Source organism: Epibacterium sp. MM17-32 (genome assembly GCF_022348205.1).
Taxonomy (GTDB): Bacteria; Pseudomonadota; Alphaproteobacteria; order Rhodobacterales; family Rhodobacteraceae; genus Epibacterium.
Map to the genome: position 1 here is coordinate 1 of NZ_JAKRFC010000003.1, position 25,877 is coordinate 25,877.

Below are 25,877 nucleotides of genomic sequence, written 5' to 3' on the forward strand. Positions count from 1 at the left end.
TTCCTGAACCGAGCTCCCTTGCCCTTGCAGCACTTCAACCTGTCGCAGCTTCAGCACGATGTCCTCGGGCTTCTCTCGTTTGCCTGCCATCTCGTCGTCATCCTGAAAACGGGATATTCCTATCCCAAAAGGTGGACCACTTCAGTGGGGGCACCCCAGTGCGGATCTGGCGCGGGCGGATCAATCCTCCAAGTTGCCCACCGCCCGCGCATCATCCACCGAGATCAACACGCTCGCGCTCTATGCCGCGGCGGAGTCGCTCAAGGCGACACCGATGCATCAGAGGTCCGAACAATTCTCAGACCTCGGCGGGCGCATCACAGCGCCCATGTCAGATGCATGGGTCCACGACGAGGCCCTCTGGCAGGTCGATCTGATGGGCATTCAATGCGCCGGCACATCCCGCCAAAGCGCCCTGAGCGACTGGATCAAGACCGCCTCTGCGCGCGTGCCCCGCCGGACCAGCGATGGCCGCCCAGATTGCCCCCACAACGGCCAATCGCCCGCACCGACTTTGGTGCAAGGTGGCCTCAATGGCTAAAGCACTGCGCCGCGCGGTTGCCGCATAGAGCGGCGCTTAGATCGCCGCCCAATGCAAGACACTGAAGCGAGAGAGATTTTATGCCCTTTCAGCAGCTATTCGTAAAGGAAGCGGATATAGCCAAAATGCTGGGCCATGACGTCAAATGGCTGCGCTCGAACAGTGAAACACTCGAACGCCAGTACGGCTTTCCCAAGATTGATCCCGCGATAGGCATGCGCCACCGCGAGGCCGTTGAGGAATGGGCGCGAGAACGCAACGCTAGATCTGCGGCAGCGCGCTCCGGGCGGTTGATGGAAACCAACCATACGGAGAACCACGATGCGTTTTAGAGACTCGCTCTGGGACGACAGCGAACCGGACTATGCCCCGTTCCTGAAGTACCTGAAAGACCGGGACAGCTACCTATGGCGTCCCAGCAAGAAGTATCTCGAAGCAGGATACAATATCAAAACATATAAGCTCGGCGGATCAAAAGGCGACGGGCTTGACCTGGAGCGCGCCGCTCACTGCCGCGCCCTCACTCGCGAGATGCTTGAATGGTTTGACGGCGAAGCTAAAGGCCGCAAGGCAGGCACATGGGGGTGGCTGATTGGCCGTTACCTGTCAGACGAGTTCAGCTCCTTCCATGACGTCTTGCCCCAAACACAGGACAAGTATCGGCAGATGCTGGGATATATCGAGCAGGCAATTGGCAATGTGCTGATCGAGGAGACTGACTATGAGCGGATCATGCGGTGGAAGAAAGCCATGCATGACAAGGGGCGCTCCACCCACTACGTCAAGAAATGGTTCACTCACTGGCGCTTGATCGTCTCCCACGGGATCAAGATCGGTGTAGATCACTGCACCAAGGTGAAAGCGATCCGCGAGGAGGTGCGCATCCAGAACCCCGCCCGCCGATCACGTTACGCCACCCGCGAGCAGATCGAGGCCATCGTGGCCGAGGCCGACCGCATGGGCCGCCCCCACCTCGCACTTGCCATATTGATGCGGTTCGAGTTCATCCTGCGCGGTGTCGACGTGCATGGGCAATGGGTCAAGGCCGACAACCGGCAGGGCGGCATTCGCGACGGCGGGCAGATTTGGGTCGACGGCGTGACGTGGGATATGTTCGATCAGGACGTCACGTCGTTCACCAAGGTTATCAGCAAGACCCGCAAGAGCTTGACCGAACCTTACACCTTCAGCCTGAAGCACACCCCCGAGATCCGGGAGCGCCTGCTTTTGATCCCGCAGGATCAGCGTACCGGCCCGGTAATCACCATGCCAAACGGAAAGCCACCCAAGAATGGCGTCCTGTCCCGCGGATTCAAGGAGGCCCTGCGCGCGGTGAACAAGGCACGTGTCGAAGCTGACCTAGATCCCTTCCCTGATGATCTGCAGATCCGTGACACCCGGTCTGGCGGCATCACCGAAGCAAAGTCTCTGGTGGACCCCACGACCCTGCAGCACGCGGCCCAGCACACTCAAGGCACCACCACCGCGATCTACACCCGTGACCGGTCTGGAGCCGCAAACAACGTGATTCAGGTACGCTCCAAAAGGGGGTGAGAACAGAACGAGTAACAACACGAGTAACAGACGAGTAACGACCGTTTTTCAAGGCAGATCGTTAAGTGGAAAAAATCTTTTATCTTCAGATTGGTACGGGCGGCGGGACTCGAACCCGCACGGCTAAAGCCTGGGGATTTTAAGTTATAGTTGAACGGTTTTAAATCAAACCTCTAGCCGATTTCACTCACACGGACATACCGAAAACAAAGCAAGAATGTGTGAGTCGCGATTTCTATACCGACGCCCACCATGTGGCGCTAACCGCTCTGCTTGGTATGAAAATCATATGCCCCTAAGTTCACTTGCTCTGGGCTTGTGACCCAGACAAAGTTATGGCCTTCGAGCGGGACGAAATCCCGTGCGCCTATTGCCGCGAGAGCGGTGCCCGAACAATGCAGGATGTTTCCCGCGCGTGGCGGAATGCGACTATCACCCTCAACGGCGCGAGAGACGGCAACGGCCTCCCGCTCGACGATTAGTTGCAGTAACCTGCCCGCTTAATCCTTGATCGCGCTGCCGGCGTTTCGAGGTCACGATATCGGCCACCCGAGTACCGCCTGCAGTCCAGAGCGTGACCAGCTCCAATCAACGCGGCGCCGATATCCTCACCATCCGCCAAGCACACCCCTACCCACCGATCATGGGTTCGCTCTCCGTTGAGGTCGCAGGTGATCGATTTCCCGCGCAGGTAGTTGACCATCCAACGTTTGGCGCCCTTCCCCGCAGCTGTCCGCAGCTCAGGAGCATCGACCCCATTGAGGCGCACTGGAGTGCCGTCGACGATAATGGTGTCAGCATCTCGTACATGCAGCGAGGCCGAGAGCGCGGAGGTGGTGCAAAAAATGATCGCAAGAGTGGCGATGGTGCGCAAGATGGCCTCCTATTTGGATTTCCGTAGCCAACGGATCAACGCTGCGGCATCTGGCCCTGCACTCACGCCATACACAACACCAATAGTCGTGAAGATACCTGCCCCGGCAACGCCGCCAAATATACCTCCTACGATGCCTGTTCCTGCCCCGACGAGGAATCCAACGAGGCCAAAACCTAACGCGCCAAGAATTCTATTCTTCATGTCCGCTCCCATGATGAGAAAAGCTCATTGAAGTAAGCTTTCAACCCGCCAAACGATTGCTAATGTCCTGCATCAGTTCTCGAACACCTCGCGCCTCTTGCTGCGCAACATATATCGTGTTCTGATGAAAATAAGCCTTCTCGTGAACTAGTTCTCTGCGGATATCTCTGAAGTGAGCGAGACGCACTTTCAAGCCTTCATCTAAGGCATCAAGAAGCTCAAGTTTGTCCTCATAAGAGCACTTGTCGTATTTGCCAGCCTTTGTCTTGCTAAAGCGCTCAACGATTTCAAGATGCAGCCTCGCGTCCAACCATATTCCCGCGAACACGATATGAACCAAAGCGGCCTTAAAAGATTTCCTCTGAGGATCATATAACTTTATGTAACCATCCCCATCAGGGCGCGGTATGCACCCCGCCTCTTCCAATTCCTTCATCTCGCGAAACGCATTTTCCGCGATTTCGGAATATACAGAGATATTCGATGCTAAGAACGTCACCCCGCCTCCTTCATTAAGCAATGGTGCCAGGTTTTTATCTATGAAATCCAATTAACGCTTCCGGCACTCGGCGCAACGAACTTCACAGTATTGCGCTCAGCCTCGAATAAATTGAGCGCTGCAGTGGCGAACCAAGCCGCTTCCGCCGCATGTTGAGCGGGGAATTTCTCTCCAATACCGCAAAACATGACGGCTTGAACCTTGGTTGCAAAATGCTCGGCGTTCAAACTTGCGTCTTGTTGGACGAGAAGGTCGTCACCATCATACACAGCGTGATGACAGCTTTTGGCAAAGACCAGGGCAAATCGGCGGAACATGTACCATTCATAGAATTCCGCGCCCTCCTCAAGTGACGTAGAATTTAACACCCCATCTAAAAAACCCGGTCCGCTGCAAATGTCGTCGAAGGACAGAGCAATGGTCGCGCCCATTTCAAGCGATAGATCAGGCCGCTTCCCCGCATGAGAAAATGGAACTTTGTTAAGTAGGTACTTGGATGGATCATCCCAATCGACGTTTTTGCTGTTACCAAACCCATCATCCAAAGCCTCTAACACAAGCGCCTTTCCACCTGCATAGAACGTCCCTTGGGCATCGCAATACGCCGAGAATCCAACGATACCACCCAGCCGTGTAGAATCTACTTCAGGCAAATAGGAGAGTTGGCCTCCAATATTCGGTATGTAAACCTGTACTACTCTGTCCACGCTAATAAGAGGCGCAATCGGCAGGGTGATTTCAAACGGTGTAGCATTTCTCATCGAACCACTCATCAATCAGACCGTGCTGCCAGCATACAGCGTAATAAAACACTGCTTCGAAAGCCGTCTTCTCCAAAGTCTTCATAAATCTCAAAGTATTCATCTTGCCGAATATAGAAGTCGCGAACATACGTTTTCGCGGCAGCCAAGTGAAAGTCGGTCTGGTTGAGGGGGGAAGTTTTTGCAAACTGAATCGCAACCGGGAGCGAAGCTCCGGTTTCGAACCGCATGAGTGCGGCGATGGAAGTAACCCGCGCAAAGTGATCACACGCAGCTTCTTGGGACCGGTAACCCTCCCCTTGCGCGTGAGCGCCCCCGAATGAGCACACCAGCCCCACTAGAAACAGTAGCTTTACACCGTTCTTCAAAATACCTGCTCCTTCTCGTGAGGTGCACATGGTTTATTAGACACCCGCCTCTTGCAGTTTCGGCTGTCTTGCTTCGAAGTCAACGGGTGAAAACATGCCGGTGTTGGCCTGCTTGCGCTTTGGGGTGTGGAACAGCTCCATGTAATCGAACACTTCTTGCCTAGCGGCATCGCGCGTCAGATACGGGCGTTACCAGAATGCGTGTTTCGTGGAGATGGTGGGTGGCAGCGAGCGATTGCAAGCCTTATGACTGCTCCGCGCTTAAGGTCGTACGATAGCCGTCACGATCTAAGGAATGAACTGCTCGGCTGATCAACCACTCCCCATCGATATAGGATCGAAACCCACTCGCTTGCAGCCTGGCCTCTGCGACCGCATCGGGGTTGCCCGGCATGGTGAGCGACAGCGTTCGCCCAGCGCGGCCCAAACGTTTCAGCTCTGCGTCTGCGGATCGCTGGGCACTGGCCTTGTCTGGAAAACGCCGCTTCAATCGCGAGATCGGTTCGCCGGCACCCGCCTCGACCTCGACCGGCTTGCCTTCCTTGAGATCCTGCGTCGTGGCAATCACGCGCCCGACCCTTTCGCGCAGGCTGTTTCGGTAACGCCAATCGGTGACCGCTTTCTTGTGGATCTCGACAACCGGCATGGGCTGCCCGGATGCCGTGACGCTCTCGCCACGTCGGGTAAAGATCAGCCGCCCATTGCCGGGCTTTGCTATCGCGTCGAAGTCGCGCGCGATCCTCGAAAGGAGATTGATATCGCTCTCGTCGATTTGATCGACGTGCGGCAAGGCCTCAGGACGCAGACTGTCCGACACCATGGCGTCAAGCCCGTGCTCGCCCGCGATCTTGTCCACCATTGCGCCGATGGTGGTGCCCTCTGGCCAGCTGCGCTTTTTCTGGTCGGTCAGTGCGGTTTTGCCGCTGGTCGTTTCTCCGTTCACGGAGGCGGTGCCCGTGATTGTCACGGCGTCAGGTGGGCCGGAGACTTCGACCGTGTCAGCGATGAACAGGCCCATGTAAGAAAGGCTGAATGGGAAGCCCAACCAGATCTTGATTTCAGCCCCCGCGCGGGGCTCCTGGATCTTTGCAAGATAGCCGGTGTCGCTCAACGTAATCTGCACACTATCAGACTGCACCCCTGCCCCATCTGTGACGCGCAGGCTGACCAGGCGCGGTGCCAGCACGTTGCTAATGTCCTGCCCATCGACGGTAATCCGAAACAATGGCCGGAAATCGATCAATCCCATAGGCGCAGACTCTCCGCTGTTTTTGGTTCTTCGATCACCGGAAGGAGAACCCGCGTACCAACCGGCAAGATCGGCCCAAGCGCCGCGATACCCCGGTTCGCCTCGATCACGATCTCAACCGCGCCGCGGATTCCGGCGTCGTAGTGCCGCCAAACGATCTCGTCGAGGGTTTCCCCCTCTTTAGAAAGGTAGAAGACTGCGGAGCCCACCGTCATACCTCCGAATGCTGATCCCAAATTCCTGCCGCAGGGGCGCGCCTTGCGGCCCAAAGGTACGTTGCCCCTCGCGCACGCTCTCCACCACCCATACGCCCAAGGTGCGGCCTGTGCCTGCCACCAGAGGCAGGGGGATACCGATTGAGGCTTGGCGGCGCATCTTGTCGAGCTGGTCGAGCCCGCCCTTGTGGTGGGGATAGATCACGCCGCGCAGCGAAATCGTGTCCGCGCCAAAGCCGGTGAACTGCAAAGCGTCATGCGCGCCGACGCGTTCTTGCGCGGCCCAGCGATATTCGGTCGACCGCTCGAGGTTCTGATATGCGGCATTGTCGACGCTGAACTGATAAGCGCCCAGCTGCATCATTGTCTCAGCCATCATGTGCCCCCATATTGGCCGTAGTCATGCGGCTGGTCGTAGAGCGCTCCGGCCTGCGCATAGCGCCCGCGCCGTTCCAGTTCATCGATCAGGTTCTGCGGGTTCATCTGGCCCGCATGAATTTGCGCGTGAATGATGACCGGCGCGGGCTGTGCAGGTTGTGCGGCTTGTTGCATGGCAAGTGCCTGCCCGCTCTCCGCTTGCACCTGGACGCGTTGCACCACTGGCGCGACGGTTTGCTGCGCACCCGCAATCGCCTTCTGCAATCCAGCCCCCAATGCATCAAGGACAGGCCCCGCACGGTCCGAAAGCCGCGCCAAACGCTCCGTGGCATTGGCATGGGCCACATAACCGCCCTTTGACGTCCAGATCGTTTCTGGCCCCTGCTCTCCGACCTCCCGAAACCCGCGCCCGATGGTGCCGCCCAGGTAAGAGCCCGAGATTTTCTGCGGCGCTGCTTTCCCGCTACGGGGATTCTGTCGCGGCGAGGTGGTTTCACCGACCTGCGCTGTAGGGCGCTGATCGCCCTGCGGCGATTGCTCTGGACCTCCGACTCCGAATAGGTCGCGCACACCAGTGCTGATGCTGTCTCCGATGCCTTTGACGCCCTCGACAGCACCAGCGCCTTTGTCGCGCAGCCAGGTCAGGCCATCGAGAACCGGCTGCAACTTCCCCATCAGCAGATCAAACTTTTCGACCAGCCAATCGACAACGGCACCGACGGCTTTCTTGACCTCCTGCCATGCGCTCGAGATCCCGCCGGTTGCCCCCAACGCCTCGATAACCGGGCCGATTGTCCCATCATAGCCAGATTGCAGCGCCTTGCCGATCTTGCCAATGGCACCGCCCACGGACTCGCGTGCGGCGTCCCAAGCTTTCGTGATCCCACTGGTAATACCAAGCTTGTCGGTCACAGGCTTAATCACGTTTTCCCATGTGCCGCGGAACACGCTGCCGATGCCGTCGAAAATGTTGGACAAGATCGCTTTGCTACCGGCCCAAACCTCACCGACACCAGCGGCGACGGCATCCATATCACCACGCCAGACACCGGAAACATACTGACCAAAGCCGCCAAAGATCGTTTTGACGGCATCCCAATGCCGCGAGAAAAAGCCGCTCAGCCTATCCCAAGCTGCGGTGATGTGACTGGTGATACCGAGCTTATCGGTGATCGGCTTGATGCCCCGCTCCCAAGCAAACTTGAACACGCTCCCGATTCCGTCGAGCGTGGTGGATAGCAGCGCCTTGCCGCCTTCCCAGGCATCGACAAGCCCTGCGGCGGCGGCATCCATATCGCCGCGCCAGATGCCGGAGACGAACTGGCCAAAGCCGCCAAAGGTGGTTTTCACCCCATCCCAGAGACGCCCGAACCACGGCCCGACGGACTCCCAATTTTCATGGATCAGATAGGCTGCGCCGGCGATCCCGGCGACAGCAAGGCCGATGGGGTTCATGAGCAAGGCTCGCCCGACAGCACGAATACCCGTCTTGACCAGTGCAAGCCCGCCCGCGAACAGTTTCATTGCGCCCGCGCCAGCCGTGCCCCATGGTAGCAAAGCCGCCATGGACACCCCAAGACGTCCAACGGCCCAACCGAAGTTAAGCACGCTCGCGATGGTACGCCCTGCGAGGACCGCGCCAACCACGATGCCGAAGTTCTTCCAGCCCCCGACCATTTCCGCCGTTTTGGAGAGAACGCCCCCGACCGTTCTGGACACCTCGCCCATGCCCTCGGCGACCTGGCCGATCACTGGCAAAGCCGCCTCGAGCCTGGTCGCCGCGGTATCGGCGAACGCCGCCACGTCCTCACGATTGGCCACCGCCCAATCGCTGAACCGCTGCATCGACCGGGTGACGACCGGCATCAGTTCCGCGCCGAAGGTGTTTTTCAGACCCTTGACGGTCAGCTGTGCGTTGAGCTGCGCGTCGGCGAACTTCTCGGCATCGCGTGCGGCTTCCTCGCTTAGCACATAGCCGGTTCGCCGCGCATCCTCGCGCAGCTGCGTCAGAGCGTCGGACCCGTTGCCCAGCATGTTCACCATGCCGATGCCAGAACGGCTGAACAGGGCGGCGGCAATGGCCGCGCGTTCTGCTGGTGCCTCGATCCCTTGCAGTTTGTCTGCGATTGCACTCATGGCGCGCTCTGGCCCCATGGCGATCAGATCGTTTGCGCTCAGCCCGATCTGATCCAGCGCCTTTTTCGCGGCACCGGTGCCCTGCGCGGCCTCGCCCAGGCGCTTCTGCATCGCGGTCAGTGAACTATCGAATGTCGCAGTCGAGATCCCCGACCGTTCCGCCGCATATCGGAACTCTTGCAGCGCCTCGATCCCGATGCCCAGCTTGCCGGCCGTTTTGGCCACCTGGTCACCATAGGCCGCGGTCGAGCTGGTGAGCGTAAACACACCAGCCCCGGCTACCGCGAGGCCCACGCCCACCTGACGGCCCAGGCGCCCGATGCGATGTGTCATTGTGCTGAATGTGTCGCCGACGCGGGCGCTGTCACGCATGGCGCGTTCCCAGCGCCGTTGCTTGCGCACCAGATCCTCGAGCGTCCGCTCGAGCGCCTCATATTCGCGATCAAGATGCGCGACCGACTGCCCCTGTTTGATCAGGGATGACCGCTCACGCGACAGTTCTTTTTGCCGCGCCTTCACATCGCGGATGCTTTGCCCGACCTTGTCAAAGCCGGATCGGACAAAGCCGATGCCTTTGCGGAAGGAGTTTTCGACAACTCCGCCGATGGTGACCGTAGCATTAAGGCGCTGATTTGCCATGGATGTTCCTCAGACCTTCAAGCCACCAGTTCATGCGGCTGACGCTCATCGCGGAGATCTCGGCACAGGACCAGCCCGTTTCCCGCGCGATCAGCAGCGCGCCAAGGCGCGCTGCCTCAGGCGTCACCCATTGAAAAAATCCAGCGCCTCTTGCAGGCGGGTATAATCCCGCATCTTGGCAGAGCGGATTTCGTCCGGCGAAAGACCGGCGAGGTTCGCCAGCAGATTCACCTCATGCCCGGCATTGTCGCCTTTCGCGCTTTGGCGGGCGGCCATATTGTCGCCGACAGTCGGCTCGCGCAGGGTGATTTCCGTGCGCTTTTCACCGCCTACCATGATGCCCTTTGCAAGGGTGACCGTGATCGACTCCTCGTCGCCGTCGACGTTGTGTTTGCAATAGTCTGGGAGTGCAGGGTTTTGCATGGTTTCTCCTTAGATACCCAACGCGGCGCGCTGTTCTGCCAGCTGGTCGACGCCGTCGATGATCCGTTTCATATTGATGACGTCGATATCGCAGACCACGCGGCCCCCGATGGTCTCCTTGAAGGCCTCAAGCGTCATGTTGAACGTCAGGGTGGCCGACTGGCCCGGTGACCAGGTGCCCCGATCCCCCACGATGATCTTGCCGCGCATGTTGTGGATCGCCGGTGTGACCGTGCCATCCTCGCTTTCCAGCGCGCCGCGCGCGGTCACCTGGATCAAACGCCCCGGCGCCACGCCCCAGAGCGCAAGCACGTCGGCGCTGTAATTGCGCAGGACGAACGACGTGGTCATTTTCTCCTGGCCCATGTCGATATCGATGGGGCCATTCATGCCGCCTGCGCGATATTCCTCGGCAGCGATGGACGGGTTCGCGGGGGTATAGTCGCCCAGCTCGCCCGCGAACCCCCGACCGTCAACGAACAGATTGAAGTTTTTCAGGATGTTGCGGATCATGCCAGCGCCTCCGAAATGTAGTCATTCACAAGATGCGAGCGGAACGTCACCCGCTCAGCCGGATAAACGGGCGTGAAGTCGAAGTTGAACCAGACCTGCCCGTTCTGGATGCTCGCGGCGTTGTTGAGATCCGGGTCAGCCCAGCACTCGCCACCCAGCAACGCACCCTGCGCAACCAGGTTTGCGATGAAACCATTCACGCCCTCGACGACGTCCTCGAGGTAGGTCTTTGTAATGCCGCGATCCACCGCCCACAGATGCGCGCGCTGGATGCTCTCGTTCAGAACGTCGGCGGTGCGGCGCACGCACAGGAATTGCCATTTCGGGTCAGACGTCGGAACGCGGTTCCCCCAGAGGCGGTAGCCGTCTTGGCGGATGATAGTTGCAACGTCGTTTTCGTTGAGCAGGTTGGCCCGGCTCGAAATATCGCCCAGCTTGAAATCGACCGGGCGCGAGGTGCCGATGATGCCGAAAATCCCTTTGTTCGACGGGGACACCCAGAACCCTTCGTCGTTGTCGGTGCGCGCAATCACGCCCGCGACGCGTGCAGATGCGGGCTGGTCGACAATATCGCCGGCAGCGTTCAGCACCTTCACCCAGGGGTCGACAACGTAGATGCGGGACGACGTGCCCCAATCGCCGGCATAAAGCTGCGCGGCGGCATCGGTTGTGTTGGGGCCATCGGCGATGACAACGGCAGCCATGCGGTCAGCGAGCCCCTCAAGCTCTGCGACCACGGGGTTCGCGAAATAGGTGCCGGGGTTGCCCTCGTCTTCGGGCCGCTGATGCGTCCAGCCCGGCGCGCAGAGGATGCGCGGCGCATGTCCGACGACACTTTCGGCGCCGACCAGCGCGTGAACGCCCTCGAGCTGCCCGGTGTTCGCATTCACGCCGCCGATGATATTTGCGAGCGTTTCGCCCTCGTCCGCACCCTCTTCGACGCGGACACAGATCACGACAGCGCCCGCCTGATCCATGATCCCATCGAGCGCGCCGGGCAACGTGCCGCCCCCGGTGCCGTCCCCGGTCGTGTCCAGACGTGCCGCCTCGCGACGACTCCCGGCGATCAGAACCGGAGTGTCGAAGGGAAAGGCATCAGCGTCCGCGTCCGGCGCGGTACCTACAATGCCAATGACGCCGGTGCTGATGGTGCGGATCGGGCGCGGACCCGAGTCGATCTCAAGCACTTCGACGCCGTGGAGAAAACCAGCCATTTTGCCCTCGCTGCTAATTGGGTGTTGCAGCGATCATCAACCAAAACAAAGCCCGCGCCCTCTGGCGGATTTCCTGAGGACGCGGGCCGATCTGAAATTGCGGTGTCAGAACCGTTCGATAAGCGGCGGGATTTCAGGCGGCAGCGCAGGCCACGCCGCGTCGCTCATGAAATCCGCGTCGGGATCAGCAGCCAAAGCCTCAAATGCCGCGCGCATGTCAGCCACCCAAGCAAGCGCCAGATGCACGCCATCCAGCACCGTTTTGTCATCATCGGTGCGGTCAGATTCTGCCTTTGCAGAAGTGAGTGCAGCAGCGGTTGCCATGTTCATTTGCGCTTCGGCAGATGCCGCATCATAGATACGGCGGCGGCATTCCGCGCTGACCGCGCCACGGTGCGCATTCAGATTTGCGCCAGCAATGACATTTGCAGGCACGCCAGAACGAACGGCATCCGCCTCGGTCCACCCCTCGTAGCGGCGACCGTCATATTCAAAATCTAGTTTCATCCTCGTCCTCCTTAATTTGCCAGAACGGTGCCGGACACAATTGTGCCGGTGTCATTCAAGGTGGCACCGTTTGCGAAGGTCATGTTGGTGCGCGACACGATTGCAACGCCGCTCGTAGCGTCTGCGATCATTGTCATGTTGCCGTCGACAGCCGTGTCAGACACGAGCATCTGCACCTGCACTCCGTTCGCACAAGTCGCAACACACGCCCCATCCAAACCAGTGACCATGCAATCATCAAGTCGTGCTTTGAGCTTGTGACCATAACCGCAACAAAAGGCAGATTTTTCACTGGTTTGCCAGTTTGTTGCCGTGGGAGGCAACCCATCCAGCATCAGGTCCACATCCCGGATCTGCACTTCGGCATCATAGAGGGCGAACAGTCGATTGCGCGCGGCGTTGCCGTTCGATTTGATGAATGTCGGAAAATGCAATGTCGCACGATTTGCCGCATCACTCTGAAAAATCACATATTTATGGTGCAGGAATACGCGCTCGTCTGTCAGGGAGCAGACCTGACCTGCTGGCAGCGTTACAAAAACGGTTGATCCGCGTGGCGCGTCACTCATCAGGGTTGCAAGGGACGAATAGACGCCGTCGCGCTCATTTGTGGGGTTTGCCTCGGTGGGGTCCCAAGTCGCTTGGAACTGAAACTGCTCGGCGATGAAGCTGCTCATATCCAACAGAACATCATCAACCTTTCCATCAATGGCGTCTCGCACCCCCTCAAAGTAAGATTTCAGATCGGTCGCTGCTGCAATCAGAGCGCTAATTTGTTCGGCACTTGTGGACATTATCTATCTCCTTCACGCCCAGAATGAATTTCGAATGACATCCGCTTGGCGGAGCTGTTCAAGTTGCAGGTGTGCGATTGCAGTCCCGGTGGTGACAGCGAGGTCAAACACCACGTCATCCGGTGCGTTGACGATGACCAGGCCATCCTGCACCCGGGTGAAGCTCAGCACATGGTCGACCAGATAGGTGATCGCTCCGGTCTGGCGTGCCTCCACATCGTTGCCAGCCCAGATTGCGATCAGGTCGCCGTCGGCATCAAAGAACCCCATTTCACGAACGAAAAAGGAAGGGGTCTCCGGCCCGAACTCTGCTTTCACGCGCCAAGCATTGTTCCCGACCATGTGGCGTGTCTCGATGGGTTGCCGCGCCAGCTCGCGCTGCAAGCTGGTCTGGCCAAAGCCTGGGCCATAGTTGCCACCGTTGCCGTCACCCAACGCAATGTGGGTGATTGCGACCTGTGTGCCAGAACCCGCGGCGGCAGTGAGCTTTGCCTCGGCGATATCGGTAAGAAGCGTGGTGGGCATTACGCTACGGCCCTCCTTTGAACGTCGTGAAGCTGTTGACTGATAAGGAAAACGCGTGCGCCTGTTCGAGCGGCGACCGCCAAAGACACCCGCTGCGAACGCGGTCGAGGATCTAACTCCAGAGCTGTAACAGTTCGCACCCTTGGCGCTGTCCGCATGACCAGCTCGGCGCTCGCCGTTGCTGGGCGCGGCTCTGGGTCAGTGTCCAGTCGGTGCGAGTATGCAGGGCGAGAACCGCTGCGGATCTCGCATTCGGACCTGAACCCCTCTCCGATCCTCAAGTCGAAGTGCGACCGCGCAGGCTTTACATGCTCGATCAGGTTCGTGATCCGCGCAAACAGATCGCTGTCGATCTGATATCCGGCATCAAAGATATCTTCGCCAAATGCATCAATGCGGAAGGTATGCGGATCGCCCCCGTATTCAAACCATTCGCTAAGGTCGACATTGAAGCCCAAGGCCCCCAAGGCGCGCTCGACGGCCTGCCTTGTGCCCTTGTGCTGATGAACCTCAAAGCTGCGGCGAATGACCTCGCGTTGCGTTTCCTGGGGCCATTCCGCATCCCAGACGTCGACCGAAAATGCAAAGGCCAACCAGGGCAACAGCTCGACCGGGCAACTCTCCGGGTCCCAGATCGCGCGGAGAAGCACCGGCGGCACCTGCGCCGGTCCCGTCACCGCCTCGAGGGCGCGCTCTGGTGGCGTTGCGTTGTGAGGGAGAAGGCTGTCAGACATTCTGCCCCCCGACGGTTATGTCTATCCCGGTGCAGTGGCTTGCCTGGGTGTCATCAGCGACAAGGTCCGCCACCGGCGAAATCAGCGAGACGTTTTGAACGCCTGGTTGATGCAATGCGGCATACAGCCCCGACAGGGTAACGTCCCGCCCCAGCCTGTGCTGTTCGATGACAAAGGCCTCTGTCGCGGCCTGTGCTGCGGCCAGCACGATCGCGCTGTCTGGCCCCGGGTAGACCGTGAGAACGGCCTCGACCGCATAGGGAAGGATCTGCCCAGATTGAACCGTTACAAGATCCGTCAAAGGACGAACATCATCGGCGTTTACAGCCGCCTCGACGGCGGCGATCAAATCGGCGGAGGGTGTCCCATCACCCTGGCGCGACAGGACAGTGACCAGAACCTCGCCGGGAACGGGACTCAACACACTCGCGTCGGCGACGTCCGGGTCAGCCCCCAGCGCGTGAAACACGTAGGCACCAACAGGCCCTGCGGTGCTCAACCCCTCAAAGGCCAACAGCATGCGACGACGAAAGTCCTCGTCGCTTTCCATGGTCGGCAACACCGGCGGCAGCGCATTCGGATCGCCGGCGTCCAGCACCAGGCGCGCCACGTTGTACCGCGCCGCGATGTGATCGAGATCGGCGCCCTGCGCGTAAGCTGGCATGACAGCCCGCGCAGCGTCGTTGTGTTGCTGCACCGCAAGCATCCGATAATAGGCGGCGATTTCGAGGATCTTGTAAGCCGGGTCGCTCTCGACCAAGGCGTCAAAAGCGGAATCCTTCGCGCGAAGCTCGGCGAGCATAGCCGAAAGCGTGGCCTCATAGTCCACCAGCTCCAACACATCAGGCGGCGGCAACAGAGACAGGTTGATCGCGGTGAAACCTGCCCCCATCACGTCACCTCGAGCCCATCAAGGTTGATTGCCTCGCCGGTTGGCAAATACCGCCCCACCAGATCAATCACCACGTTGCCGGGCTCAGAAACCCCGACGTTGACGCTCTCAAGAGAGAGGCGCGGCTCCCAAGTATCAAGGGCCTCGTACGTCGCTGCCACCATGTCGAGGCGTGTCGCCGCATTCATCGGCGCATCGACGAGACGATATAGTCGGCTGCCGTAGTCGCGCCGCATGACCCGCGTCCCGATGGGGGTGGTAAGGATATCGCGCACAGACTGGCGCAAATGCGTCAGTCCAGAAATGTACTTACCCGTGGTTGCGTCGATGCCAATCATGAGGCGATCTTTACCGAGATCCGCCTCACCCGCCTCTGGCGGTTTTCCGTTATTGCTGTCGATGCCGTAAACCGACACATGTTGGCATCGAACGGCATCACAGTTAGGCAGGCAATATCAGCATGTTCAGTAAATACACAGCGTGCTGAAAGCAGGCCTTTGGTTTGGGTAAGCCCGAAGTCGGTTAAACCGGAAAGTTCTGCCGCGCGACCGTCTTATAGTTATGACCGCCACTAGCCCCAAACTCGGCACTGGTGCTTGGCGCAGCATCCGCCGGATGCGCAGGGATTGCGGAATACGCTAAATCTCTTTGTTGGAGTTTTTTGGAGTCTGGTGGATGTTATCACGAATAAGCATCTGCTCAGAGCCCACTGAGTTCCACGTCAACTATTCGTAGTAAATTTCTTGGGACTGAAAAATTGGCAGAAAAGGGGCCAAGTTTGGTAGCAGGCTTACTCTTGTACTTAAATTCAAGTCGCCCCTCTTGTTGCGGTTTGAATTTCGGGTCTTTCAAGAAGGTCAAATTCCTAACTGGTTCTTCAAAATCCAAATTTGCGGATCTTGATATATATTTTACAGGCGAGAAACTAACCTCATCCGCAAATACATCAGTAAACTTGAGTGCGCCAATAACCCCAGTGTTCAGTAAACACCTGATATACTCTTCAAGGTCGAGAATTTCTACGCAAGCGTCATATCTATATTCTTCCGGCGCATCATAGCACATAGCGCATGCTGCACTATGAAATGGTGGGAGGGAAACACATAAAATATGGGATTCAACGGGTTTGTATTCAATGTGGAACCCGTCCATCTTCAGCCCTTTCGCAGCACCTTCATCTATACGCATGGCCCCTGTTTGATTTATCCGTCGGACAAAGTTAGATCTCTCAAAATCCGCCATTGAACTAAAATCTTTCGGCCCCATACGATTCGTTCCGGTGCCCTCCCCTTTATCAGCAATCCATTCAGCTTCTTCCATTTCCCGAAACTGCTTCATCGTGCCAATACGAACTTTTCCACTCAAAAAACCTGATACATACTTTTTCTTCATAAATTTATAGCAACGAACCCTCTGGTTGTTCATTTTAAAACCTCATTATTTAAAGCCAAAATATACTGTGATTTTTTACTATACTCCAACCTACCGAACACTATGGGTACAGAAAACCCTAAAATTCAAATACCAGAGGTAGCCCGTTAGGCATCCGAAGTCGGTTTCGCTCCGCACACTTTGAATGCGCCTATCATCAAATTTTGCACACGCAGCGAAAGTTCGATCCAACGGGCACCAGTGCGGCATGAATGACGACGGACGAATATGTAACGTATCACCCCCCTGCGAAAACGTCACCTGAACCGCTCGCCACAGATGAACCGCAGCCAATAGGATCGCCGACCCGACCGATTTCCTTGCCTTCAACGTACACCGCCCCCGATCCTGCTGCCAGACTGCCTCCATGGCAAACATTCAGCGGGTTGCAATGCACGGCCCAAGCGTCGCCCTGGCGGTGAACGGGCTTGCCGTTGACGAACACTGTGCCGCTACCTCCGGTGCTGGGACGGGGCGGGAAATCCCCGTGTCCGGTACAGCTATCTCCTTTTCGGGTCACTGCTGGCATTAGTTTAAATCAATCTTGGGGGCTTTGATACGGATTCCGCTCGCGTCGATCTCGATAGATGACGGGCCGACCTGGATCTTAAACAGGCCAGCGCTTGCGGCTGGACCCGCATTGCCATTGCTGAAAGCAGATCCGATTATGATACCCTGCGCAGTATCGCCCGACTCTGACAGAACGATTACCTGTTCACCTGCGCTTGGGGGCGCCCAGACGCTGATCGCAGCCGCTCGAGGGGCAAGCCAGGGCAACCAGCCGCTTTCACTTTCGCCGCCGAAACTGACCTTCGCTCGCGCCGCGCCCGGGTCCAATGCGGTCACGACACCGAAACGCACAATCCCCTCGCGCGCCTGTTCGCTCCTGGCAGCTCCATAGCTCATGGCGCGGCCTCTAAGCTGTCGGAATAGTCGGCCTCATTTCCCGGGCCAATATCCGGCGACCAGCCGACTTTGACCACCTGCGGAACAACGCCCTCGCCCGTCCAGACACTCTCGCCCAAGTCGATCTGTTGATCCCACTCGACCGCCCAGACCTCGAACTTGTCAAATTCAGGGTCGAAGGCATCCGGGCCGATATAGGTCACCTGCGCGGGGCTCACAGCCTGGCCCCACCGCTGCTGATGCACTTTCGCTCCCAATGCAGCGGCAAGTTTGCGCACCTCTCGTTTCACGTCTTCCGCTTTGGAGCCAAGGATTACCCTCGCGACCCATTTGGAAACGAAAGGCGCTTGACCGGTGCCGGGGTCTGCATCCGGATCGCCTTCCATATCGATCAATTCGATCAGAACCGCCGGAACGGATAGCGTTCTGCGATCTTCTTGATAGTCGCCGACGGTCGCGAGAGTCGGAAACCATGCTCCAATTTGCGCGATAATCGCGTCGTGCATCACATCAAGGTCAACAGTTCGGGTCATTTTTTGCCCACTCCGTAAATCGTCCGGGCGCGCACCTCGGCCCGGAAATAGTGGAAAAATACCTCTTCGATGCCATCGAAAACCTCGTCCTCGATGTAGGTCTCTGCTACGTCGTCGATTGGCATTCTGGCCTCTTTGACAGGATAGGCGCGCGATCCGGCACGATGCTTGACCGTTGGTCGGCCCTTGGCGTTCCGACCGATGAAACCGCCCTCAAAATCCTGACCTGCGAAGCTCGCGCCGGTCGCAGTCTTTACAGCCCGACCTTTGAAAGCCGAAACGCGCATATCGTTCAGCCCAAACCACATGCGCACGCTTCCCATGCCGGAATTTCGAGCGAACCGAAAACCAGCCAGGCGGCGGCGCAGCTCTGCGGCAGTGCGCAAGTGAAGTTTGGAGCGCAAACCCTTGCGAGACCGCGCTTTCATGGACTGCGCGGTGCGCCGCAACGCGCGGGAATAAGCTGCGCGCATATCCTTTTCGCTGGCGTCAAACTCGGCAGCGATCCGGTGCAATGCGCTCTGATCGAAGTCAAAGGCAAGCATAAGTCTAATCCGGCACCAGACGCAGCACCGCCAGGCCTGTGCCGTCGGGTTGCGGATAGGTCGCGAGGTAGTAGGCACGACCGGCCACCTCGACGGCATCATGCGGGGCTAAATCCGTGACGTCCAACTCGTTGCAAGTCAGGCGCGGCTCGGAACTGTCAGCCTCATATTCGCCCAGCTGGGCATTGAAATAGGGCTCGTCAAAGATGCCTCGCACCAGACGCGAAACGCCCCCCTGTGGCGTGACGCTCGCCTCGAGGGCAAAATCATCAACTGACAGGAAGGCGTCGGGATTATCCCAGCTCGGCGTTGGCATTAGGCGGGCGCTTTGGCCGCTGCTGCCGTGCCGGCATTGGCTGCGCCGGTCTCTGCGGCCTTCTTGCTGGCTGGTTTCGCCTTCGGCTCGTCGATCTTGCCGCGCTTTTTCAAGCCATACGCTTCACTGTCGGTCAGCTCAACGGTGTCGTCGGGCTTCTTGATCCCCTTATCCCAGACAAACGCGCTGGTGACGGTATAGGTTTTCTTCTGGGGCTTCTTCTGTTCAGCCATGTGTTCAGATCCTTGTTTCGGGTTTGGAGCTGCGGCCCGACCGGACCGCAGCTAAACTAGGTTGAGGGTTAGGTGGCGTCGGTGCCGTAGCAGAGGCCCGCCGGGTGGCGATGCACAAAGTCGACGTCCTGCATGGCAACAATGCGCAGGCGGCCTCGGCGGCTGTGCGTCTTGTCGTCGATGTTGAGATCCAGACCGCCCCACATACCGACGATGACGTTGCTGAAATCACCGTGAAAGACATCGCCGTCGGCAATCTGGTTTGTCACTTCGCCACGATATCCGTTGACGGTGTTGTCGCTCTCCCAGATCGGCGCACCATTGGTACCGCTGAATTTCTGGGTGGATTTGAAGTGACCGCGCATCTTGGCGTTCTGCACATAGGCCATGCTGTTCACATCGGCATTGGCAGCAGAGATATCGCTTTCCATCTGGATCACCTCGGCCCAGGTCGGCATTGCCGATCCACCGCCCGACGCTGCGCCGCCAAAGTCAACGACATTGACGCCATTAGCATTTGCGATCCCCAACGGCTCATCGTTGGTCCCAGACCCATAGAAGCCTGCCAGATCAATAGTGGTAGCAAGAGCCTGCGCCAGATCGCTCCGAACAAGCGCCTCCATATCAATGCTGGCCTGCTGCCGCATCCGGCGCGTCAGCTCTGAATACGCCGCGACCGTCTTCGGCGACAGTTGACGCTGACCAAGCGAAAGCAGATCCTCCGTGGCCTCGGCATCCTCGGTAAGCCAATACCCGGTCGCGCCGCTTTCCTGCGTCGGAATATCGGGGTTGCCCACAAGCCCCATCATAGGGGTTGCGAGCCGCAGCATCGTTGTGCGGTTGCGAAGCATCTGAATAAAGCTCTGCGCAAGCAACGGGTTTGCAATGGCGTTTCCGCCGGTATCTGCTGCGGTTGCGCCACCGGAACCGGTGTTGAGCGGGGCGCGCATCAGCACGTCCATCGGAACCATGATGCCATGAGCATCACGCCCTTGCGCTTCGGCAGCGGCGTCGGAAACCTCGAACTCGAACGCTGCGGCCTCCTGCGCGCTGCGGTCAGACGGGTTCGCCAAGGCGCGAATGGCGCGCATAAACGAAAACTGCTCTGTTTCGCTGTCGGTCAGGCCGATGCCGGAACGTTCGGACAGCTGGCGGTCCTGTGTGCTGCGCTGGTGCAGGTGGTCCAGCAACCGTTCGCGCATGTCGGACACGCCATTGCGCCCGGCGATCATTTCGTTTGCGAGCTCTGGCGCACCGTATTCGCGCCCCAACTCGGTCAGCTCGCGCACGCGGGCCGCTTCCTGTTCCTGGGCGCGCTGCACAATCGCAGTTTCCGCCGCGCCTGCGCGCTCGAGCACCTCGATCACTTCGATGATCTGATCGTTTTCGTCGACCTTTGCCCGGACAAGATTGCCCTCGGCGTCGCGGGTGATGATGGTATTCATCTGTGTTTCCCTTTGTCCTGTATCGTTGGGCTCGGCCACCGCGCCCGCATTCTCTCCGCCAGTTTGCCGGGCTTCTGCACCGCCTGCCTCTGGCGGATTTTCCATTCCCCGACCGATGCCGACGGTCGGATCAGCTGGCACCGGTACGACCGAAATCTCGAACGGCTCCCAGCGCGTGACCGTGACAAGGTTCGGCTGACCTTCCCGAATTTCCTCGCTGATCGTGATCACCCGATAGCCAACCGAGACGTGCTGCCGGATGCCGTCGACGATGTCTTGAAAGATCTCGCTGGCGCGTGTGCTCTTGCCGAACCGCACAACAGCGCGCCCGACGCCGTCGGAATCGACGCGCGCACTTTGCACAACGCCGACCTGATCGTCCCAATTGTGCCCGACCAATACCGCCCCGCCATCGAGCAGACGGTCGAGAACCACCGCCTCGGCGTCATGGGAAAGCACCTCATCACCAAACCAGCGCCGCACCGGCGTCGTGCTTGAGAACGCAAGTTCGACCGTGCGCGCCTCGACGTTGATCTCGCGCACCTCACCCATGCGGCGCATGGCACCGCCTTCGCCCCGCGCGTTGATTTGCTCGGCAGTGACTTCCCGGGTCAAAGACCGCCCGACAACGTCACTCGCCTTTGTCGGGGTCTGGGTCGGCGTCTGGATCGGTTTCTCCGGTGCCGGTTTTGGCTGGCTGTCCACTGCCCTGCCCTCCTTTTGATTTTGCTGTGATCAAGGCCTCGATCACGATTTCGGGGATCTTCGCCTCACGCATCGCCGCGATATCTGCGGCAATCTCGGCATAGACTTCGCGCGGGTCGCGCCCGCGCTCGCGGATCACCTGGCCGCGCGACTTGAACAGATTGTCGACGGCGTCGGTGTCGGCCTTCACGTCTTTTGCGGGATCAATCCACTGCCAGCGGCGCGCTTGGAACGTCACCGCGAGGAATTTCGACCGCTTGCCCGCCGGAAGCGGTGAGCCGTTTTGCAGCGTGATTTTCTGTTGCAACAGCGCATGGGCGAGCCAGCGCTCATATATCGGCAGGGCAAAGGCCTCGATCAGGCTCTCTTGCAGCTCCATCCATTGATCGCGCTCACTCAGAACGCCATGCCGGATGCTCGACAGGTTCACCCCCTCGAGGTCGTTGGCAAGATCGTTGTAGGCAACGCCCAGACCGGTCGCGACACCGCGCAGCATGTGTTTGGAGAACACCTGCATTTCACCGTTCGGATACCCGGTTTCCACCCGTTTCAGGCGGGCGCCCGCTGGCAACTGGTGGTAAACGCCGCTTTCGCTCTCCAGCTCGATATCGACAAGACTGCCGTCTTCGTTCTGAATTTCTTCGTCATCGACGTCCGGGCCCATGCCCTCGTCCCACTCGATTACGCCAACCTTATTTGCGCCTTCCCGGGCATTGTTCAGGGCGCTTTTCTCAAACTCGCCCAGTTGACGCATCCGCAGCAACGCCGTCGCCATCCAGGGCAAGCCACGTTTCTGGCCTACAAAATCCTCTTCAAACCAGTGAATGATTTCATCGGCGGGCACGCGTAGAAACGCCCGGCCGGAATAGTGATAGTCTGCCTGCGACTGATCCAGCGTCGTGAAGTAATAGGCCACCGGTCGGCCCATCTTGGTATATTCGATGCCGGCACGGATAAACCCGCCGCCCGGGCGCCGATCTTCGTCGAAATCCACCGGGCACAGAACCGGATCGAGGACCTGCAACGCAAAGCCCCACGGGCCTGCATCAGCCCCATAGACCATGCGCACCATGAACTCGCCGTCGGTGCAAAGCCCGTTGACGATTGTTTTCTGGATCTGGCGGAAGGTGCGGCGCCCCTTCACATCGCAATTCATGGCTTGGCACCAGGTGCGCCAGGCGGTTTCGATTGCCTTGTTTGCCCCGGCATCTAGGGCACCGCCCAAATCCGAAGCCTGCGCCTGTAGCACAAGCCCCTTCTGCCCGATCAGGTTGCGCCGGGCGCTGGCCTTGAATGCCTTGGCATAATCGTTGTTCGCCGACTGCTCGCGTGACCGCGCCACCAGCACGCGCCAGTTGCGGCGAATGATTTGATCCGCCGGCATTGGCGTATTGGTCCAACCGCTTGTCATGCGGTCGGTCTCTGCGGCGGCGAACATGCGTTGGCCACGTCGCCGCGGCACCGTCAGCATCGGAGGCGGCTTGCGCTCCGGTTCCGGCGCAACAGGGTCTTCTCGTCTGAACAGCCGCCCGATCATGTCAAACGCACCTTGATCATGCGCCCGAAACCACCATATCGCCGCGTCTTCTTGGCTGCCAGCTCTGCGCGATACTGGTGGCGCAACTTCAACAACTCCGACAACGGTGTGCGTTGCAGGGATCGGTTGTTGATGGTGTAGCTCTGCTGGTCGATAGTCGCGCGGTTTTCGATCACCGCCTCGATAGCATCCAGCACCTTGCGCACGTGGTCGCGACCGTCAAAGCCCTGCGCCTGCGCGGCGATATCCTGGCCGATCATAACCTCGCCCTGCGCGATCTGCCGCACATCGCTGCCGTCGGTCGCACGGATCACATAAGCATAGCGCCCCGGTGCCCATTCCTTTGTCACCGTGGCCGCCGCTTCAAACGCATGGGCTGACCCGGTCGCGATGCTGTCCAGGTCAATTGCCCCCGGCCCCCGCAAGAACAGGGTCAAACCCCATTCTGGTGCCGGATAATGCGGCTGCTCGACGACGGCCCGAAAAGTCAGCCCAGCCCCGATTTCGTTTGGAATGTCGCCCACGCTTCGCCCCGCCTAGTGCCTGCGGCGGCGCTTCTTCGCTGCCCAGCCGCGCTTTTTGACAGGTTGCCGAGTTTTAGGCTCTGGTTCCTCTGGCGGATTTCCTTCTGCCGTAGCCTCTGGCGGCGCGACCGGATCGGCGGCGGTGTCTTCGATCTCCGCCTCGATCTCATGGTCCTGCGGATGCAGGGCCTCGACCAGACGTTTCACGTTCGGGCGCAAAATCCGCAGCGCGGCATAGGCATAGACGCGACAATCAAAGGCTTCGTTGCGCGGGCGCACATTGTGCCATTCCCGCACGGCGAACCCCTTCACATAGCGGGTGCGCAGAGCCTCAGCGGTGAACATGTCGAACCACGCCGGATCGCGATGTTCTGGAAAATGGCAGTGACCCGGCCCCGGATCTTTGATCCGCGCCCGCTGGGCAACTACAGCTTTCGCCTCATCAACCCCGACAGAGTGCAGATAGACCGGACGCGTTCCGCGCTGCTTTATTTTCGACGGCGCGGTCACGATAGGACGGCCCCAGCCGCCAACACCCTTGATAGCCCAGACCTTGCGGCCCAGCCGCTTGCGCGCGTAGTCATAGGCCGCTTGCGTGCGCCCGCCCTCACCGCCGGTATCGAGGCACGCCGCAGAGATCCGCAACTCGGCGCCGCTCTCATGTTGCCATGTTTCCGACAGCAGAGCGTCCAGTTCGTCCCATACATCCTGTTGCAGAGGATCGCCCCAGAGCGTCTTGTAATCGACAGACCAGGATTCCTCTCCCAGCCCCCAGGCGACGATTTCCACCTCGAGCCGGTCATTCTGCATGTCGATCCCGGCTGTGAGTACGCCTGCCCCCATCGGCACTGGTGCCGCGAATTTCGTGGCACGAGCCATCAAGACCGACGCCTCGAGCTTGTCGCCCTCTTCTTCCCATGTCTGGGCCAGGGATACGTTCACAAAGGTTTGCAGATCCCCCGCCGCCCTTTTGTCGAGGAAGGATTGCACAATATCCTCGAGCCGCCGAAAGCAGGAATACAGCTCAGACAGATGATAGGACGCATGACCGCGAAACGGCTTCGTCGCAATCCAGCCACCGCCCTCGCGCTCGGCGTTGCGGATAGCCGCGCAGCGCTCGCCGTCGCTCCACACCGTACCGCAACCGTCGGCAGCGCACAGATAGCCGGCTGTTTCGGCGAGGTGCACACCATCGGCATCTTTGGACCAGGTCACCTGCGACCAGTCCAGTTTTTGCAGGTGGCCGCAATGCGGGCAGCACACATAGAAATACCGCTGGTCGCCCTGATCAAACGCCTTTTCGATCCAGCTGCCGCCCTTGATCGTCGGCGTGCTGATTTCCAGCAAGAGCCGCTGATCGCCAAAGGTCGCCGCCCGCTGCCACAACAGGCCGACCGGGTGACCCTCATTGGTCCGGTCATAGCCGTCCGTCTCGTCGCAGACGATAAACGGCGCCGACCGGCCCCGCATGGTCTTGGGCGAACCTGACCAGCTGAACATGAGGAACCCGCCGGGGTAGCTCTTCATTCGCTGATTGTTGACGCCATGCCGCGCCCGGGGCTTGGCGAGCACCTCGGCCAAGCCGTCGTTTTCCTCGACCAGCGGGTTAAATTTGGTCTCGAGCCACGTCGTCAAGTCGCCCTGGCTGGGCTGCATCATCATTTGAGAAACGGGATTGAAGCCGATCCGGAACGCCTGTGCGGCAAGCGCGGTCTGCGTCTTGCCAACCTGCGCGCCCCACATGAGCGAGATCCGATTGCAGCGCGGATCTGCCGTCATGTCGATGACTTCGCGCTGATACGGCGCGTTGTCGAACCGCATCGGCCCCGGCACCGCATTGCCGATGGGAATTTTGATATTCTGTTCGGCCCACTCCGACGGCTTTAGGTCAGGTGGCGGGCGTAGAAACGCCCGGGCGCGCCGGGTGCTGCGGACAAGCGCCCGCGCGTTGGAGAAATCAGCCCGGGCGTTCACTCACTGTTCGCCCCCTCGTCGCCTTCCTCGTTGTCTTCGACCTCAAGATCGGTTTCGTGGATCAGGTCGGAATCCGACAGAACCAAGAGGATCTGATCCACCTCATCGATCAGCACCTCTTTCATTTTGGTCTCGTCGCTCTCGCCGATCAGGCGCCGCGCGGCACGGCTGGGCAGCACATTGCGGAATCCCGCCCGCACTTCGCCAAATGCCTTTGTCATGGCGCGGTCGAATTGCTCGACGGGCACCAGCTCATTGCGCGCCTTCGATAGATCAAGCTCGGCTTGTTCGGTCTCGGCTCTCAGCTTGCGCAGGATCAATTCGTCTTTCGTGACCGGGCCAGCCTCAACAGCCTGTGCGCGAATATCGTCGTCGCGCCAGTTCCTCACCTCGGCAGTGTTGAATTGCCAGGCGCGCCCGCGCGCGCCACGCTGCATCACTGGGCAGCCACGGCGCACCCAATCGTCAATCGTCGGCAGCGACACGCCGTTGATATTGGCGAGGTCCGCCCGGTTTACGACCTGCCCTTTGGATTTCTTATTCTTGTCAGACACTTGAGGCCCTTTCGATAAATTTCGGCCAAACCTCGGCACTGATGCCGACTTTATGTCTCAAAGCGATTTTGTAGTTCTCTCTCAATCGCTTGCGCGATCTATATAATAAACAACCCCATCGCCCGGCGGCACGCACACATAAATTTCGGCGCGT

General features: G+C 59.2%; 34 protein-coding genes. 3 read left to right on the forward strand and 31 right to left on the reverse strand.

The genetic code is table 11. The annotated features are described in order from the left end of the window. Window positions 1-193: 193 nt before the first annotated feature. From MHM88_RS05645 to MHM88_RS05655, 3 genes are all read left to right on the forward strand, one after another. Entirely contained in the window at window positions 194-541 is a 348-nt protein-coding gene (locus MHM88_RS05645) for a hypothetical protein (protein WP_239361198.1), read from the forward strand. A gap of 80 nt (window positions 542-621) precedes the next feature. Further along, window positions 622-873: a hypothetical protein gene (locus tag MHM88_RS05650; protein ID WP_239361200.1), complete on the forward strand. Its 252-nt coding sequence runs from the start codon at window positions 622-624 to the stop codon at window positions 871-873. Further along, entirely contained in the window at window positions 863-2,095 is a 1,233-nt protein-coding gene (locus MHM88_RS05655; protein ID WP_239361203.1) for a hypothetical protein, read from the forward strand. The genes MHM88_RS05650 and MHM88_RS05655 overlap by 11 nt, the downstream gene beginning before the upstream one ends. A 478-nt stretch (window positions 2,096-2,573) precedes the next feature. On the opposite strand, the gene MHM88_RS05660 is transcribed toward MHM88_RS05655, so the two are convergent. The 31 genes from MHM88_RS05660 to MHM88_RS05815 all read right to left on the reverse strand — a co-directional run bounded on the left by MHM88_RS05660 (window position 2,574) and on the right by MHM88_RS05815 (window position 25,723). After that, window positions 2,574-2,969, reverse strand: a complete 396-nt coding sequence (locus tag MHM88_RS05660) for a thermonuclease family protein (RefSeq protein WP_239361214.1) — start codon at window positions 2,967-2,969, stop codon at window positions 2,574-2,576. A gap of 9 nt (window positions 2,970-2,978) precedes the next feature. Continuing rightward, complete coding sequence (locus MHM88_RS05665) at window positions 2,979-3,173, reverse strand: hypothetical protein (RefSeq protein ID WP_239361217.1); 195 nt, start codon at window positions 3,171-3,173, stop codon at window positions 2,979-2,981. 40 nt (window positions 3,174-3,213) lie between these two features. Continuing rightward, window positions 3,214-3,723 carry a hypothetical protein gene (locus MHM88_RS05670; RefSeq protein WP_239361219.1) on the reverse strand — a complete coding sequence of 170 codons (510 nt, stop codon included), beginning with the start codon at window positions 3,721-3,723 and terminating at the stop codon, window positions 3,214-3,216. Next, a complete protein-coding gene (locus MHM88_RS05675) occupies window positions 3,711-4,433 on the reverse strand; it encodes a hypothetical protein (RefSeq protein ID WP_239361221.1) in 723 nt (240 codons plus the stop codon). The genes MHM88_RS05670 and MHM88_RS05675 overlap by 13 nt, the downstream gene beginning before the upstream one ends. 11 nt (window positions 4,434-4,444) lie before the next feature. Beyond that, a complete protein-coding gene (locus tag MHM88_RS05680) occupies window positions 4,445-4,801 on the reverse strand; it encodes a hypothetical protein (protein WP_239361223.1) in 357 nt (118 codons plus the stop codon). 244 nt (window positions 4,802-5,045) lie between these two features. Beyond that, the gene (locus MHM88_RS05690) at window positions 5,046-6,050 is read right to left on the reverse strand and encodes a contractile injection system protein, VgrG/Pvc8 family (protein WP_239361235.1); all 1,005 of its coding nucleotides are present in this window, start codon (window positions 6,048-6,050) and stop codon (window positions 5,046-5,048) included. Continuing rightward, entirely contained in the window at window positions 6,041-6,265 is a 225-nt protein-coding gene (locus MHM88_RS05695; protein ID WP_239361238.1) for a tail protein X, read from the reverse strand. Before MHM88_RS05695 ends, MHM88_RS05690 begins: the two co-directional genes overlap by 10 nt. Further along, the gene (locus tag MHM88_RS05700; RefSeq protein WP_239361240.1) at window positions 6,231-6,641 is read right to left on the reverse strand and encodes a phage tail protein; all 411 of its coding nucleotides are present in this window, start codon (window positions 6,639-6,641) and stop codon (window positions 6,231-6,233) included. Before MHM88_RS05700 ends, MHM88_RS05695 begins: the two co-directional genes overlap by 35 nt. After that, window positions 6,641-9,418, reverse strand: coding sequence for a phage tail tape measure protein (locus MHM88_RS05705; protein ID WP_239361242.1), 2,778 nt, complete (start codon window positions 9,416-9,418; stop codon window positions 6,641-6,643). The genes MHM88_RS05700 and MHM88_RS05705 overlap by 1 nt, the downstream gene beginning before the upstream one ends. Beyond that, on the reverse strand, window positions 9,399-9,545 hold the full coding sequence (locus MHM88_RS05710) for a hypothetical protein (RefSeq protein WP_239361254.1): 147 nt from the start codon (window positions 9,543-9,545) through the stop codon (window positions 9,399-9,401). The genes MHM88_RS05705 and MHM88_RS05710 overlap by 20 nt, the downstream gene beginning before the upstream one ends. Beyond that, window positions 9,542-9,841 carry a phage tail assembly protein gene (locus MHM88_RS05715; protein ID WP_239361257.1) on the reverse strand — a complete coding sequence of 100 codons (300 nt, stop codon included), beginning with the start codon at window positions 9,839-9,841 and terminating at the stop codon, window positions 9,542-9,544. The genes MHM88_RS05710 and MHM88_RS05715 overlap by 4 nt, the downstream gene beginning before the upstream one ends. A 9-nt stretch (window positions 9,842-9,850) precedes the next feature. After that, window positions 9,851-10,354: a phage major tail tube protein gene (locus tag MHM88_RS05720; RefSeq protein ID WP_065329454.1), complete on the reverse strand. Its 504-nt coding sequence runs from the start codon at window positions 10,352-10,354 to the stop codon at window positions 9,851-9,853. Further along, window positions 10,351-11,568, reverse strand: a complete 1,218-nt coding sequence (locus MHM88_RS05725; protein WP_239361265.1) for a phage tail sheath C-terminal domain-containing protein — start codon at window positions 11,566-11,568, stop codon at window positions 10,351-10,353. Before MHM88_RS05725 ends, MHM88_RS05720 begins: the two co-directional genes overlap by 4 nt. A gap of 105 nt (window positions 11,569-11,673) precedes the next feature. Beyond that, window positions 11,674-12,075 carry a hypothetical protein gene (locus tag MHM88_RS05730; RefSeq protein ID WP_239361278.1) on the reverse strand — a complete coding sequence of 134 codons (402 nt, stop codon included), beginning with the start codon at window positions 12,073-12,075 and terminating at the stop codon, window positions 11,674-11,676. 11 nt (window positions 12,076-12,086) lie between these two features. Further along, window positions 12,087-12,869 (reverse strand): hypothetical protein, encoded by a 783-nt coding sequence (locus MHM88_RS05735; protein WP_239361289.1) that lies wholly within the window; start codon window positions 12,867-12,869, stop codon window positions 12,087-12,089. Between the two features lie 12 nt (window positions 12,870-12,881). Next, entirely contained in the window at window positions 12,882-13,394 is a 513-nt protein-coding gene (locus MHM88_RS05740; protein ID WP_239361292.1) for a phage tail protein, read from the reverse strand. After that, a complete protein-coding gene (locus MHM88_RS05745) occupies window positions 13,394-14,128 on the reverse strand; it encodes a phage tail protein I (protein WP_239361294.1) in 735 nt (244 codons plus the stop codon). Before MHM88_RS05745 ends, MHM88_RS05740 begins: the two co-directional genes overlap by 1 nt. After that, the gene (locus MHM88_RS05750) at window positions 14,121-15,020 is read right to left on the reverse strand and encodes a baseplate J/gp47 family protein (RefSeq protein WP_255734462.1); all 900 of its coding nucleotides are present in this window, start codon (window positions 15,018-15,020) and stop codon (window positions 14,121-14,123) included. The genes MHM88_RS05745 and MHM88_RS05750 overlap by 8 nt, the downstream gene beginning before the upstream one ends. After that, entirely contained in the window at window positions 15,020-15,358 is a 339-nt protein-coding gene (locus tag MHM88_RS05755; RefSeq protein WP_239361312.1) for a GPW/gp25 family protein, read from the reverse strand. The genes MHM88_RS05750 and MHM88_RS05755 overlap by 1 nt, the downstream gene beginning before the upstream one ends. Window positions 15,359-15,719: 361 nt before the next feature. Continuing rightward, window positions 15,720-16,445: a hypothetical protein gene (locus MHM88_RS05760; protein WP_239361314.1), complete on the reverse strand. Its 726-nt coding sequence runs from the start codon at window positions 16,443-16,445 to the stop codon at window positions 15,720-15,722. Window positions 16,446-16,689: 244 nt separating this feature from the next. After that, on the reverse strand, window positions 16,690-16,980 hold the full coding sequence (locus tag MHM88_RS05765) for a PAAR domain-containing protein (protein ID WP_239361316.1): 291 nt from the start codon (window positions 16,978-16,980) through the stop codon (window positions 16,690-16,692). Continuing rightward, window positions 16,980-17,357 (reverse strand): phage baseplate assembly protein V, encoded by a 378-nt coding sequence (locus tag MHM88_RS05770; protein ID WP_239361317.1) that lies wholly within the window; start codon window positions 17,355-17,357, stop codon window positions 16,980-16,982. Before MHM88_RS05770 ends, MHM88_RS05765 begins: the two co-directional genes overlap by 1 nt. Next, window positions 17,354-17,890 carry a hypothetical protein gene (locus tag MHM88_RS05775; protein ID WP_239361318.1) on the reverse strand — a complete coding sequence of 179 codons (537 nt, stop codon included), beginning with the start codon at window positions 17,888-17,890 and terminating at the stop codon, window positions 17,354-17,356. The genes MHM88_RS05770 and MHM88_RS05775 overlap by 4 nt, the downstream gene beginning before the upstream one ends. After that, window positions 17,887-18,405, reverse strand: coding sequence for a phage tail protein (locus MHM88_RS05780; protein WP_239361319.1), 519 nt, complete (start codon window positions 18,403-18,405; stop codon window positions 17,887-17,889). The genes MHM88_RS05775 and MHM88_RS05780 overlap by 4 nt, the downstream gene beginning before the upstream one ends. Before the next feature lie 34 nt (window positions 18,406-18,439). Beyond that, window positions 18,440-18,751: a head-tail joining protein gene (locus MHM88_RS05785; RefSeq protein ID WP_239361320.1), complete on the reverse strand. Its 312-nt coding sequence runs from the start codon at window positions 18,749-18,751 to the stop codon at window positions 18,440-18,442. Beyond that, window positions 18,751-18,984 carry a hypothetical protein gene (locus tag MHM88_RS05790; protein WP_239361321.1) on the reverse strand — a complete coding sequence of 78 codons (234 nt, stop codon included), beginning with the start codon at window positions 18,982-18,984 and terminating at the stop codon, window positions 18,751-18,753. The genes MHM88_RS05785 and MHM88_RS05790 overlap by 1 nt, the downstream gene beginning before the upstream one ends. A gap of 68 nt (window positions 18,985-19,052) precedes the next feature. Then, the gene (locus tag MHM88_RS05795; protein ID WP_239361322.1) at window positions 19,053-21,134 is read right to left on the reverse strand and encodes a phage major capsid protein; all 2,082 of its coding nucleotides are present in this window, start codon (window positions 21,132-21,134) and stop codon (window positions 19,053-19,055) included. After that, window positions 21,061-22,671, reverse strand: a complete 1,611-nt coding sequence (locus MHM88_RS05800) for a phage portal protein (RefSeq protein WP_239361324.1) — start codon at window positions 22,669-22,671, stop codon at window positions 21,061-21,063. Before MHM88_RS05800 ends, MHM88_RS05795 begins: the two co-directional genes overlap by 74 nt. Beyond that, complete coding sequence (locus tag MHM88_RS05805) at window positions 22,668-23,195, reverse strand: hypothetical protein (protein ID WP_239361326.1); 528 nt, start codon at window positions 23,193-23,195, stop codon at window positions 22,668-22,670. Before MHM88_RS05805 ends, MHM88_RS05800 begins: the two co-directional genes overlap by 4 nt. Before the next feature lie 12 nt (window positions 23,196-23,207). Continuing rightward, a complete protein-coding gene (locus MHM88_RS05810) occupies window positions 23,208-25,169 on the reverse strand; it encodes a phage terminase large subunit family protein (protein ID WP_239361328.1) in 1,962 nt (653 codons plus the stop codon). Further along, on the reverse strand, window positions 25,166-25,723 hold the full coding sequence (locus MHM88_RS05815; protein ID WP_239361329.1) for a terminase small subunit: 558 nt from the start codon (window positions 25,721-25,723) through the stop codon (window positions 25,166-25,168). The genes MHM88_RS05810 and MHM88_RS05815 overlap by 4 nt, the downstream gene beginning before the upstream one ends. Window positions 25,724-25,877: the final 154 nt, after the last annotated feature.